Below are 11,918 nucleotides of genomic sequence, written 5' to 3' on the forward strand. Positions count from 1 at the left end.
CCGCGTGTTGCGTGCCTCGATGGGCGAGGACGCATTGCCGCGCAGCCCCATGCCGTTGAAGCGTCCGGGAATGGACAGGCCCGGCAGCCGGCTGTCCACCAGCCACAGCGTATTGCCCTCGCCCTGCGTGGCGCGCGAGATCCAGACATAGGAATCGGCCTCGCCGGCCGACGTGATCATGCTCTTGAGCGCGTTCAGGTGGATGACATCTTCAGCGGCGGTCGCCGTGCCCGTCGGCGCCCAGATATGGCTGCGCGAGCCGGCTTCGGACACGGCCAGCGTGGTGAGGTGGCGGCCGGCCGCGATCTCGCGGCGCACAGGGTCGTCGGCAAAGGGTTCGATCAGCGCCACGCCGCAGTAGTGCATGGTCAGCACCATGGCCGTGCAGGGGCAGTCCTGGGCAATGCGCTCGACGACCTGCACCGCTTCGGCCAGGCCCTTGCCCAGGCCGCCCACCTCGCTGGCGCTGATCAGGCCCAGCAGGCCGGCTGCCGCCAGTGCATCCAGCGCGGCGCGCGGGTAGCGTGCCTGCTCGTCGATCTGCGCGGCCTGGGGCGCGATGATGTCGCGCATGAGGGGTTCGAGTTGCTTCAAAACTTCCATCTGGGTTCACCGTAGGCATGCCCATGACCGCCTGCCGGGAGGCTGTTGCTGGAAGTCTGGGGAAATGCTGGGGCGCCGCGATGGCCGCTGGACGCGCCTGCCGCATGCAGACCTGCAATGGCGGATGGGCTGGGGAAAGAATGCAGGCGATTATGCGCCGGGTGCACTACGGCTTCGCGCAACGGGCGCCTTGCTCGGGCACCATGGCTGGTGTGCGCTTGATCCCGGTCAATGTGGCGGGAGAACGCTGCGTCGCCACAGCACATTCACGCATGCAGGCAGGCACGCATTCACGCAGGCTCGAAAGCTTGAACGCCTGGGCCCTAGGCCCTGGCAAGCCCCATGGCCAGCGCCTGTGCTGACCCCATCGGCTTGGCAAAGAAGTAGCCCTGGGCCAGATCCACGCCAAGGCTTGCCAGCGCATTGAATTCCTCGGCAGTCTCCACACCTTCGGCGACCACCACGCTTCCTATTTCGTGCGCGAAACTCGTGAGCCCCTTGGCGAGCGCACGGCGGCTGCGGTCGGTATCGACGTCGTGCGTGATGCTCATGTCCAGCTTGATCATGTCCGGTTGAAGATGCAGGATGTGCCGCATGCTGGAGTAGCCGGCACCGGCATCGTCGACCGCCAAGGTCGCGCCCCGGCGCCGCAGCGGAGCCAGTGCATCGGCCAAAGCCCTGTAGTCATCCACGGCGGCATGCTCCGTGATTTCCAGCGTCACGCGCGACAGATCCTGGTCCGAACCCAGAAGCCGGGGCAGCTGCCCCGACTGGATCAGCTGCGGCGAGCAGTTGACTGCGAGCAGCCAATCGGTTGGCAGGCGACCGAGCGCGCCAAGCGCCGTGTCGATTGCATGGCGCTCCAGCTCCAGCCCCAGGCCGACTTCGTGCGCTGCCTTGAACCATTGGTCTGGCGGGCGAAATGGCTCCAGGTCAAAGCGCGACAAGCACTCAAAACCGTGCAGCTTGCCTGTCGCGATGGTGTATACGGGCTGAAATACAGGGCGCAGCGCATTGCCCTGCATGGCAAGGCGGATTTCGTTGGCCGCTTTGTCCCTTGCATGCTGGACCGCAGAAGTTGCACTGAAATGCAGTCCCAATAAATCGGAGAATGCCCGCAACAGCGACATATCGTGCTCACCCAGCGCGGGATTGGGCTGGTGGCTGAAGCAGCACAAGGTGCCGTACAGACGGTTGTCATCCAGGCGGATCGGTACGCTCAGGTGCGAGCCGATGGGAATGGTGTGCGTCTCCGGTATTCCCTGTGCAGCGGGTAAACGGGACGTGTCTGGAATCAACTGCGGCAATTCGCCATTGACCACCTTCTGGCAATAGCCCTCGTTCAATGGAATCTTCTGCTGCCGGAAAATCACTCCGCCAGTGCTCTCGTCCACATGCTCCAGCACCCGATCCGCTTCGCGGAATCGGGCCACAAAGGCCACATCCATGCCCAGATGCCGCCGGACCACGGACAGCACACGGTCCACTCCATCCAGTTCAATGGCGAAAGCAAAAATTCTGCTCAAAGGTGCGAATGTGGATTTTCGAGGGGTCATTTCATTGATCTGCTCTATCAGATGTGTACGCACATTGAATGGGCACGCTGCTGGCGGATTGGCGGTCCTCAGTTCTGCCCGACATGGCCGAGCGGCACGATATGCCGTTGATAACGGAAATGAATTATCGGTAGTCCGCTCCATTGGCAGGAACACGGCAAGGTTGGGCTGCCGCGCCATCGCAAATCAGAACAGGGGGAGAGCAATGGCCCTAAGTATGCGCGGTTGAAGTGCGCAGGTCGAGTCCGTCTGTTCGGATTGACAATGGGAATGAAAAGCCAACGCGGGAACTTGCAAGTTCATTGCACCGCCTGGAACACCGGTCATGCCGCATGCCCCGGGCGTGACGGGTCCAGGTGCTCCATCGGTCACTGCCTGGCCGTATGGCGAATGCGGGCCAGGTACTGGCTGGGCGTCAGCCCCAGATGTTTGCGAAACGCGGCTCCCATGTGCGATTGATGGCTGAAGCCGCAATCGTGGGCGATACAGGCCAGCGAATCGGCATCCGCCCGCATCATGGAGCGGGCCGCCTGTATGCGGGTCTCCACAAGATAGGCATGCGGAGTCATGCCAAGCAGCTGGGAAAACTCACGCAGAAAACGCAGCGGGGTGCGACGGGTCATCCGGGCCAGCTGGGCAATGCTCAACGGCTGTGCAAACTCGGCCGCCATGCGCTCCAGAACCGGCCGATACACCGGGCGCAATGCATCGATGCGCGGGATGGGCACATGGGGCACATCCCTCGCAACGACGCATTGCCGGGCCATGAAGTGCAGGGCTGCCTGCTCTATTGCCAGGGTGTCCGTCTCGGGGCAAAGCAGCAGTTGCCGCAGCTGGTGCGCAATCTGCAAGGCGGCGCGCTGGCCAGGGTGCACAACGCGCCGGGCTTCGGTGTCAGGCACTGCGTCGTCCAGCCATTGCTCCCATTGCGCAGGGGTACAGCGAACCACCAGGTACTCGCCGCCCGTGGCCGATTCGGAAAACACATCCACCCCCGGTGGCGTGCGTGCCACCGTGCCGGGCCATGTGTCGAAGTCCACGCGGCGGTCGCTGCCAATGGCATGCACGCCTTGCTGGCGCTCCAGCGCAATGCCCAGCGAATGAAGGCGGGTCGGGTCATGGCTGCTGTAGGCCGCGCGGCCCAGCAGCTGCACCTCGAATCCCGGTAGTTCCTGAACTTTCATCACCCTGGCGCCTTGTGTCTTGAACTGAAATTTCTTGATAGACGGGAAACCGGGCGCTGCCCACACTGAAGGCATGAACGCAAACCACACGGAAATTCACCGCATCATCGGTCTCATCGGGGGCATGAGCTGGGAGTCCAGCGCCGAGTACTACCGGCTCATCAACCAGGGCGTGCGCGACCGGCTGGGTCCGCTGCGCTCTGCAAAACTGCTCATGTACAGCGTGGATTTTGGCCCCATCGAGCTGGCCCAGCATGAAGGCCGCTGGGATGACGCAGCCGCCTTGCTGGAAGATGCCGCGCGGCGGCTGCAGGATGGCGGGGCGGATGGGGTGCTGCTGTGCACCAACACCATGCACAAGCTGGCAGACCGCATTGCGGCAGCGGTGCGCATCCCTTTTCTGCACATTGCCGACCCGGTGGCCGATGCGGCCCGGGCGGCAGGCTACCGCAGGCTGGGGCTGCTGGGCACCCGCTTCACCATGGAGCAGCCCTTCATGCGCGAGCGCCTGCAGCAGCAGGGGCTGGAGGTGATGGTGCCGCAGGAGGCGGACCGCGCCGAAGTGCACCGCATCATCTACGAGGAACTGTGCGCAGGCCGGATACGGGAAGAGTCGCGGCGCACCTATCAGCGCATCATGGCGCAGCTGGCCGGGCAGGGCGCCCAGGCCATGGTGCTGGGCTGCACGGAAATCAGCCTGCTGGTGCAGCAGGCGCATTGCCCCGTGCCCGTGCTGGACACCACGGCCTTGCATGCCGAGGCTGCGGTGGACTTTGCATTGACGCCTTGAGGCGCCAAAACGACCCGGACTGAACCGGCCCGGACCCCTATCAGTGGCAGATGTGACCTGCAAGCGCACGCAAGCGGCCCACCTGCGGCAAGCAGATCATCCGTGGGGCCGCCCTGGCGCAAGCGGGGCGAGTTCCATCCGGTCCCGTCCCTTGCGCTTCGATGCATAGAGGGCCTCGTCGGCCTGCTTGAGCCAGTGGGACAGCTCTGTTCCGGGCTGGTCGAACAAGGCCGCACCGATGCTCAGGGACACGGGCTGCGGCGTCGCGAACATCGCGCGCGCCTGCTGCACGAACGCCTCGCGCAAGTCCTGGCCCAGCGCCTGTGCGGCCGTGCCGCAGACGTTGTGCAGCAGGATCACGAACTCATCCCCGCCCAGCCGCGCGGCCAGTGCGCCGCGAGGCAGCACGCTGCGGATGAGGTCGCTCAGCGTCATCAGCAGGCGGTCGCCGGCATCGTGGCCGTGCAGGTCGTTGACCTGCTTGAAGTGGTCGATGTCGATCAGCAGCAGGGCGCCGGGGCGGGCCGGCGAGGCTTGTGCCAGCAGCGCCGGTGCACGCAGATAGAGCGCGCGGCGGTTGTCCAGGGAGGTCAGCGGATCGCGGGCGGCAATCTGCGCGATGCGCTCCTCGCGGCGATGGCGCTCCGTCCCGGTCATGGACATGGCCAGCAGCATGATCGCCATCACGCCCTCCACCAGCGAGATCAGGATCACCGTGCCGCGGAAACTGCCCAGGTTGACGAAGGCGTCCAGCGCCACGGTCGATCCGGCCTTGGCGAGGTAGAACAGGCCGTGCGCCAGCAGCACGAAACTCAACTGCGCCGCGCCCATGCCCAGCGCACCGCCATGCGGGCGCAGCAGCAGGCCGGCGCGCAAGGTGGTGATGGCGATCAGCAGCGACTGGATGCCCAGCATCGCCTTGGACCACCAGGGCCCGTCTGGCAGAAACAGCATGGCCAGCCAGACGACGGCCAGCAGCCACCAGAAGTGCGACAGCCGCACGCGCATGAATCCGGCGACCCCGGCCAGGAACAGCCAGTGGGCGGCGATCAGCAGGCCGTTGGGAAACCAGATGCCCAGCAGCACATGGCCGCTGGAACGCAGCAGGGCCAGCACGCAGCCCACGACGATGATGGCGAACCCCGCGCTCCACAGCAGCAGCGAGCGTTCGCGCACGCTGCTCCATTCCGCAGCCAGATACAGCGCCGAAGCGGCCGCCATGGCCGTGGTGAGAACGAGCAGGGTGAAGGGGTCGAGAGCCATGGGCGATGGAGGTATCGGCGCAGGCGCGCTCCTTGTGAGAGCCGCCAGACAAGGAGCAATGCGGCGACGGTCCGTGCCGTCGCGATGCAGTGGAGCAAAGCGAGCGGGGCGGATTGTCGCAGGAAGCAGGTTTTCAGGCTTGCCCGATCACCCGGCTGCAGCGATTCCGGCGTCGGCCGCGTTCCCAAGGCCACGTCGCGGAGGCGAACGCCGGGTCCTTGTACTGCGCAGGCATCCCGCCGCTCCAGACCATGGCGAAGCCGTCCTCACTGCTGGGCTGCGGGCTCTGTTGGAAGCCCGGGGCCTTGTGGAAGGCGGTGGATTTGCCGAGCTCGCTTGCCGGCAGGCTGATGAAGAGGGACCTGGTCATGCTGGACCAAGAGGAAGCGGCCACGGCTGCGCGCGGGGCCGTCCATGCACCTGCCGCTCCCCGCTTTGCCATGGTGGCCCGGGGGCGGCAAGGCGGGAGCACCGGGGCAAGATGCCCTATGGGGCGTCAACCGTGACCGGGGGAGCCGGCCCTGTCAGACCGCAACGGCGTGCAGGCGGGTATTGAAAAGCGGCCCTTGGGTGAAGGTCGCCAGGCGCTTGGCCAGCCACAGCACCGCCAGGTCCACCAGGGGTTCCACCAGCACGACGCACATGTAGGCAGCACCGAAGCTTGCCACCTCGGTCAAGGTTGCCAGGCTGGCACCGTGGCCGTAGATGGCCCAGAACGCGACCCACAGGACAATGCCGCCCTGGTAGGTGGTGGACAGGGCCAGGGCCTGCCTGTAGCTGATGTCCACATAGGCCGTGCCGGCGGGAATCAGCCGGCGCGCCAGTTGGTTCACCGCATACAGCGGCACCAGCAAGGTGGTGACGTTCATGCCGTACTGCGGCAGGTCGAAGGGGGCAAAGAACAGGCCCTGCACCAGCAGGCCGAACGCCAGGCCGATGGCCGCAGCTCCCGCGCCGAACATCAGCAGCAAGGTCGAGCCCAGGATCAGATGGACCTCGGACACGCCGACCGGCTCGTGCGGAAACACCTCGAAGAAGCTGAACACCAGCGCGGTGGTGATGACACTGCGGGCCAGCAGCGCGAGCCAGCCGCCGTTGTCGCGCAGGCTTTGCCGTGCCAGGGCGGCGGTCAGGCCGAAGGCCGCTGCGGCGGTGACATAACTGAGGGCGATTTTTTCGGGGCTGACGACGCCGGGTTCGATGTGCATGGGAGGTCCTGAACAGTCAAGGTCCGTTGCAGGGCGGGCACCGACTGCGCAACGGCAAAGGTATTGAGCATAGCCGTGGATGAATGGCTGCGCCATGCCTTGGCGCGGCAGATGCGTTTTCTGTCCAGGCTGCGCGGATGTACTCGGGTGATGCCGGGAGCAGCCATGCAGCGATTGCCGCTGTTGTCTGGATGCCGACAGCTCACTTCAAGGCGTTGTTGAGTCGCTGAAGCTCAAGTTGCTGGGCAGCACTGGCCTCGAGATTTGCACGCTCCTCGTCCAAATACCGATAAATGCTTTTGAGCTCAGTGATTTTCTTTCTGATTTCCAGCATTTTCTTTTCAATCAACTTGGCACCCTCGGCACAATCGATTGACTTGTTTCTCTGAGCGTCCAGAATTTCGCCTATTTCCGCAAGAGAAAATCCCATGCTTTGTGCGCGCTGGATAAATCCAAGATCCTGCAGGGTTTGCGGTGTGTAAACACGGTAATTGTTGTTTCGCCGCAATGGTGCGATAAGGCCGATCTTCTCGTAGTAGCGCAGGGTATGGCGGCTGGCGCCGCTGCGGACCTCGAGTTCGCCGATATTCATGAAAAAACGCTTGACTATAGAGTTGGGTCGACAGTCTACACTCGATTTTTCATCGTGCCAAGGAGCAGAAAAATGAGCGTGGAGTGCTTTGTTACGGGAGGGACCGGCTTCATCGGCCAGCATCTGGTGTCATGCCTGAGCGCAAAAGGTCACACGATTCGGGTGCTGATGCGTCGCCCGGAGCGCCTGGCGCAACTGCGGGAGCAGGTCGACAATCTGGGAGGTGTCGCAAACCGTGTCTTTGCCGTGGCTGGCGATCTGGAGCAGGAGAGCCTCGGCTTGAGTCTTTCCGATCGAGAGGCTTTGCGGCAGGCCGAAGTTGTGTTCCACCTGGGCGCCCACTTCGCGTGGGGCCTTTCAATGGAGCATTCGCGTGCAGTGAATGTGGAAGGTGCAAAGCGCGTGGCGTTGTTGGCAGCGCAGCAAGATAGCCGGCTGGTGATGATCGGCGGCTATATGCTGAAGAACAATGAACATCTGCAGCGCATCGGAATTGATCCCGGCCATCCGGAAAGGACTCATTGGCCTGCCGTCTATCGGCGTGTCGGCGCTTACGAGGGGAGCAAGCTGGAGGCGCATTTCGCGACCCTGGAGTTCATGGCTGCCAAGGGAGGGAAAATGACCGTCGTGCACCCCGCAACGGTCTGTGGTCATAGCCGCACGGGACATATACCTTGCAGCCAGCCACTGGTGGATCTGATACGCAATCTGGCGCAGGGAAAACTGGCTGCAGTGCCCGGTAGCGCGGAGCACTGGTTGCCATTGGTCACTGTGGATTATCTGGTCGAGCTGGTTTCGGCTTGCGCTTTTGATCCTTCCATGGCAGGTCAGGAGCTTCTGGCGCTTGACGACCAAAGTCCCAACTTGCGAGAACTCCTGGCAGAGGTGGCACAACCTCTTGGAATAAAGTCCCCAAAGCATCATATTTCGCTCCGATTGCTGAAATGGCTTTTGAGCATTCCTCCGGTCGCACGGTTTTTGAATACGGATGCCGAAGCCCTGGACTTCATCCAGACTACGCGTTTTGACACAGCGGCGGTCGAGCAATTCGCCAAAAGGCACGGAATATCAAAGCCGGATATTCGTCAATCGTTACGGAATACTGCAATGTTCGTCAACTCATATTGCATGCCCAATGAAAGAGTCCACTGACGTGTATTTTGCCGGGATGAATACTGAGAAACTATCAAGATGCATTGCACCTATGCAGGCACAGCCAAGAGCAGCCCTCCACTGCGCCCGTGGCACTCCATAATTGTCCTTTTCAGGTGTCGAGGCCGGCGCCGAGCGCCCGTTTCGAGGAATCCGCTTCAGTGAATCAACAAGTCCATACAAGAATCGCTGTCCTGGGGCCCGGTGCGATCGGGACCACCGTCGCTGCTGCGTTGCACGAAGTCGGCCGTACGCCCATGCTTTGCGGCCGTACGCCGCGTGACAGCCTGGTGCTGCAAGGTAGCGGTGTTCGCATCGTTGTTCCCGGGCCGGTGAGAACGGAGCCAGCACAGATTGCACGCCCGGTGGACCTCGTTTTTCTCGCGGTCAAAGCGACTCAGACCGCTGCCACTGCGCAATGGCTTGCGGCGTTGAGCGGCCCGCAAACCGTCGTGTGTGTCTTGCAAAACGGGGTCGAGCAGTTGGAGAGTGTCACTGCGCTGTGCCCTCAGGGGCGAGTCGTTCCTGCAGTCGTGTGGTTCCCTGCGCAGGCGCAATCCGATGGATCGGTGCTCCTGCGCAGCGATGCTCGGATCAGCCTGCCTGACGAAGCGGCCTCCCTCGTGGTTGCGCAGGCACTGCAAGGCTCCCGGTGCCTGGTAGACCTGGTTTCGAATTTCAGATCTCTGGCCTGGCAAAAGCTGCTGCAGAACGCGGCGGCCGGGCTCATGGCGCTCACGCATCGCCGCTCGGGCATGTACGGCCGGCACGACATCTCCAAGCTCACACTGGACTACCTGCAGGAGTGCCTGGCCGTGGCACGCGCCGAAGGTGCTGAACTGGGCGATGAGGTCCCGCAGGCGATCCTCGACAAGTTCCAGGCATCCCCTGCCGACCTGGGCACGTCCATACTGGCGGATCGCGAAGCAGGCCGTCCGCTCGAATGGGATATCCGCAACGGCGTTATCGCGCGCCGCGGCCGGGCGCGCGGGGTTCCGACCCCGATCGGTGATGTCTTGGTGCCGCTTCTTGCTGCCGCGAGCGACGGCCCCGGCTGATCACCCATGCATTGACGATAAGGCCTGTGATCACAGGCCTGCCATCCGCATTCAGCCTGAAACTGCCGGCAGCCCCCCCAATCCCAACCCTGCCGGCCGATTTTTCCGAAGCCGGGGACAATACCGGGTTCGCGGGTTTTTCCGGCTCGACCTGGGTCGAGGACGGGAATCGCTTGCGGAAGGAAGCTGCACTGGCGTTGAACCCGGACGCAGAAAACCCCAAGATCGGACGGCGGCGAGACTGCCGAGATGGCGCAGGTGCATGTGACGAAGAGGGATTGGTGGACAAGGGCCTGCCGCAGCCGCAGCGGTCGGCCCGTCAAACGCGATACCCGCCTGGTGGGCTGGCTGCTGGCCGTGGTGTTCGTGTCGGTATCGGCGGCCACGGTGTGGCAGTTGGTGGCTGCGCGCCAGCGCACGCTGGCCGAGGTGGATACCGTCAACCGCAATCTGGCGCAGACGCTGAATACCTATTCCGAAGGCGTGATCACCCAAAGCTCCATGCTGCTGCTGGGCATTGCCGAAAGGCTGGAGCTGGATGGCGCCGGTGCCGCGCACCTGGAGCGCGTGCTGCATCTGGTCAACCGCCAGGAGCAGCTGCTGAACCAGCTCAACGAGCTGCTGGTCGTGGACGCGCAGGGGCGCTGGCTGATGTCGTCCAAGGGGACGTTTCCCCCAGGAACGCAAAGCGCGGACCGCGACTTCTTCACGCACCACCGCGACGACCCGTCGTCAGGCATCTACATCGGGCCGCCGATCCGCAGCCGCTCCACAAGCGAATGGGTGATCACCATCAGCCGGCGCTATACCGACAGCGAGGGCCAGTTTGCCGGCGTGGTCGTGGTGACGCTGGGTGTGGAAAATTTCCTGCGGCTGTTCGGCAAGATCGACATCGGCGAGCAGGGCGCCATTTCACTGAGCACGCCGGGCGGGCAACTGCTGGTGCGCCACCCCTTCCGTGAGCAGGACCTGGGGCGGGACTTCTCGCAGTCGCCCAATTTCCTGCGCCACTATGCGGGGGCGATGTCGGGCACGGCGTCGTTCCGCTCGGGCCTGGATGGCACGGAAAGAATCTATGCCTTCCTGCGCAGCGAGCGCTATCCGCTGGTGACCACGGTGGCCCTGGGCCGCGACGAGGCGCTCAGTTCCTGGCAGCGCCAGGCGCAGCTGACGCTGGCCGTGGTGCTGGGGCTGTTTCTGGCGATTGCGCTGATCGGCTGGCGGCTGACGGCGGCGATGCGGCTGCGCTCGCGTGCCGAATGCTCCCTGGTCAGCGCGCGCGAGGAATTGCTGCAGGCCAACCGCCGGCTGGAGGTGCTGGCCGCCCAGGACCAGCTCACGGGCCTGGCCAACCGGCGCCGCTTCGACGAGGTGCTGGAGCGCGAGGCACGGCGCGCCGTGCGCGAGGGCACGCCGCTGTCGCTGCTGCTGATCGATCTGGACCATTTCAAGGGCTACAACGACGCCTACGGCCATGTGGCGGGCGATGCCTGCCTGCAGACAGTGTGTCGCGCCCTGGCCCAGGCCGTGCAGCGGCCCGGCGACATGGCGGCGCGCTACGGCGGGGAGGAGCTGGCCGTGGTGCTTCCCAATACGGACCAGGCCGGCGGGCTGCAGGTGGCCGAGCGGCTGCGTGCGCGCATCGAGGGCCTGGGCCTGGAGCACCGCAGCAGCCGCTTCGGCCATGTGACGGCCAGCATCGGCGTGGCGACAGCGCAGTGCGGTGAGGCTGGCGCGACTCAAGGCGCTACACAAAGCGCTACACAAGGCACTACCCACGGCTCCACCCAAGGTGCCGCCGTGGCGCTGGTGGAAGCGGCCGACCGTGCGCTGTACCGCGCCAAGGCCGCAGGGCGCAACTGCGTGCAGGGCTGAACGGGGGTGGGTCTGCGCGCGCTCAGTCCGTCGGCGAGCGGTGGGCCACCACCTGCTGCTTGAGGTCGCCCAGCGCCTGGTACAGGTCGTTGCGGCTGGCCTGCGGCATGTCGCCGAACATGCCCATGACCCAGGACTCATGCGCCTTGGCCATGCGCGCAAAGGTCTTGCGGCCCAGCGGGGTGAGGTGCAGCACGGAGCTGCGCCGGTCGGACTCCACCTTGGTGCGCACCACCAGGCCCTCTTTCTCCAGCTGGTCGGTGATGCCGGTGATGTTGCCGTTGGTCACCATCATGTGGCGCGACAGCTCGCCCATCTTCATGCCCTCGGGCGCGCGCTGCAGTTGCGCCATGAGGTCGAAGCGGGGCAGGGTGGTGTCGAATTCGCTGCGCAGGCGGTTGCGGATCTCGCCTTCGATGAGGTTGCAGCAGGTGAGCATGCGCAGCCACAGGCGCAGCGCATGGTGGTCGTCGGGCGCGGCGCGCGACTCCAGGTCGGGAGCGTGGGTCATGGCTGGTTCTGCGGTGTGGGGGCGCTCAAGCCCATCTGCGCGAGGATGGCGCGCGTCAGCGGGCTGGCCGGGTCGTTCAGGGTGAGCACGATGTCGAAATGGTTGGTGCCGGGCATGGCCACGCGG

Annotated in this window: 12 protein-coding genes and 1 pseudogene; 4 read left to right on the forward strand and 9 right to left on the reverse strand. The window is 64.4% G+C overall.

The window, feature by feature from the left end:
- The 3 genes from L995_RS24695 to L995_RS24705 form a co-directional block, all read right to left on the reverse strand.
- Positions 1-603: acyl-CoA dehydrogenase family protein (locus L995_RS24695; RefSeq protein WP_197065188.1), on the reverse strand; the 603-nt coding region annotated here is incomplete at its 3' end.
- A 323-nt stretch (positions 604-926) separates the two neighbouring features.
- Positions 927-2,159 (reverse strand): sensor domain-containing phosphodiesterase, encoded by a 1,233-nt coding sequence (locus L995_RS24700; protein WP_034367634.1) that lies wholly within the window; start codon positions 2,157-2,159, stop codon positions 927-929.
- 368 nt (positions 2,160-2,527) lie between these two features.
- Complete coding sequence (locus L995_RS24705; RefSeq protein WP_046238685.1) at positions 2,528-3,343, reverse strand: helix-turn-helix domain-containing protein; 816 nt, start codon at positions 3,341-3,343, stop codon at positions 2,528-2,530.
- Between the two features lie 73 nt (positions 3,344-3,416).
- Between L995_RS24705 and L995_RS24710 the strand changes: the two genes are divergently transcribed.
- On the forward strand, positions 3,417-4,133 hold the full coding sequence (locus L995_RS24710) for an aspartate/glutamate racemase family protein (protein ID WP_034367640.1): 717 nt from the start codon (positions 3,417-3,419) through the stop codon (positions 4,131-4,133).
- Positions 4,134-4,229: 96 nt separating this feature from the next.
- Here L995_RS24710 and L995_RS24715 read toward each other — a convergent pair whose 3' ends face one another.
- The 4 genes from L995_RS24715 to L995_RS24730 form a co-directional block, all read right to left on the reverse strand.
- Positions 4,230-5,396, reverse strand: a complete 1,167-nt coding sequence (locus L995_RS24715; RefSeq protein WP_047474028.1) for a GGDEF domain-containing protein — start codon at positions 5,394-5,396, stop codon at positions 4,230-4,232.
- 133 nt (positions 5,397-5,529) lie between these two features.
- Positions 5,530-5,766 carry a hypothetical protein gene (locus L995_RS34500; protein ID WP_047474029.1) on the reverse strand — a complete coding sequence of 79 codons (237 nt, stop codon included), beginning with the start codon at positions 5,764-5,766 and terminating at the stop codon, positions 5,530-5,532.
- A 154-nt stretch (positions 5,767-5,920) separates the two neighbouring features.
- Entirely contained in the window at positions 5,921-6,604 is a 684-nt protein-coding gene (locus tag L995_RS24725; protein WP_016453227.1) for an energy-coupling factor ABC transporter permease, read from the reverse strand.
- A gap of 202 nt (positions 6,605-6,806) precedes the next feature.
- Positions 6,807-7,196 carry a MerR family transcriptional regulator gene (locus L995_RS24730; protein ID WP_043790259.1) on the reverse strand — a complete coding sequence of 130 codons (390 nt, stop codon included), beginning with the start codon at positions 7,194-7,196 and terminating at the stop codon, positions 6,807-6,809.
- A gap of 72 nt (positions 7,197-7,268) precedes the next feature.
- Here L995_RS24730 and L995_RS32350 point away from each other — a divergent pair, with 72 nt between their 5' ends.
- The 3 genes from L995_RS32350 to L995_RS24750 all read left to right on the forward strand — a co-directional run bounded on the left by L995_RS32350 (position 7,269) and on the right by L995_RS24750 (position 11,281).
- Positions 7,269-8,348: an SDR family oxidoreductase gene (locus L995_RS32350; RefSeq protein WP_016450652.1), complete on the forward strand. Its 1,080-nt coding sequence runs from the start codon at positions 7,269-7,271 to the stop codon at positions 8,346-8,348.
- Positions 8,349-8,509: 161 nt separating this feature from the next.
- On the forward strand, positions 8,510-9,406 hold the full coding sequence (locus tag L995_RS24745; RefSeq protein ID WP_047474031.1) for an oxidoreductase: 897 nt from the start codon (positions 8,510-8,512) through the stop codon (positions 9,404-9,406).
- A 249-nt stretch (positions 9,407-9,655) separates the two neighbouring features.
- The gene (locus L995_RS24750) at positions 9,656-11,281 is read left to right on the forward strand and encodes a sensor domain-containing diguanylate cyclase (RefSeq protein WP_026062543.1); all 1,626 of its coding nucleotides are present in this window, start codon (positions 9,656-9,658) and stop codon (positions 11,279-11,281) included.
- A 22-nt stretch (positions 11,282-11,303) separates the two neighbouring features.
- Here L995_RS24750 and L995_RS24755 read toward each other — a convergent pair whose 3' ends face one another.
- Both L995_RS24755 and L995_RS33440 read right to left on the reverse strand, forming a co-directional pair.
- A complete protein-coding gene (locus L995_RS24755; protein WP_012206289.1) occupies positions 11,304-11,792 on the reverse strand; it encodes a MarR family winged helix-turn-helix transcriptional regulator in 489 nt (162 codons plus the stop codon).
- Positions 11,789-11,918: pseudogene (locus L995_RS33440) on the reverse strand (alpha/beta hydrolase); the annotation flags it as partial. The gene L995_RS24755 and the pseudogene L995_RS33440, both read right to left, overlap by 4 nt.

Source organism: Delftia sp. ZNC0008 (assembly GCF_000799035.1).
GTDB lineage: Bacteria > Pseudomonadota > Gammaproteobacteria > Burkholderiales > Burkholderiaceae_C > Comamonas > Comamonas tsuruhatensis.

Excerpts from the sequence above, each read along its gene's own strand:
- L995_RS24755 (WP_012206289.1), bottom strand. The coding sequence starts at position 11,792 with ATGACCCACGCTCCCGACCTGGAGTCGCGCGCCGCGCCCGACGACCAC.
- L995_RS24710 (WP_034367640.1), top strand. The coding sequence starts at position 3,417 with ATGAACGCAAACCACACGGAAATTCACCGCATCATCGGTCTCATCGGG.
- L995_RS24725 (WP_016453227.1), bottom strand. The coding sequence starts at position 6,604 with ATGCACATCGAACCCGGCGTCGTCAGCCCCGAAAAAATCGCCCTCAGT.
- L995_RS24750 (WP_026062543.1), top strand. The coding sequence starts at position 9,656 with ATGGCGCAGGTGCATGTGACGAAGAGGGATTGGTGGACAAGGGCCTGC.
- L995_RS24705 (WP_046238685.1), bottom strand. The coding sequence starts at position 3,343 with ATGAAAGTTCAGGAACTACCGGGATTCGAGGTGCAGCTGCTGGGCCGC.
- L995_RS24730 (WP_043790259.1), bottom strand. The coding sequence starts at position 7,196 with ATGAATATCGGCGAACTCGAGGTCCGCAGCGGCGCCAGCCGCCATACC.
- L995_RS34500 (WP_047474029.1), bottom strand. The coding sequence starts at position 5,766 with ATGACCAGGTCCCTCTTCATCAGCCTGCCGGCAAGCGAGCTCGGCAAA.
- L995_RS24700 (WP_034367634.1), bottom strand. The coding sequence starts at position 2,159 with ATGACCCCTCGAAAATCCACATTCGCACCTTTGAGCAGAATTTTTGCT.
- L995_RS24715 (WP_047474028.1), bottom strand. The coding sequence starts at position 5,396 with ATGGCTCTCGACCCCTTCACCCTGCTCGTTCTCACCACGGCCATGGCG.
- L995_RS32350 (WP_016450652.1), top strand. The coding sequence starts at position 7,269 with ATGAGCGTGGAGTGCTTTGTTACGGGAGGGACCGGCTTCATCGGCCAG.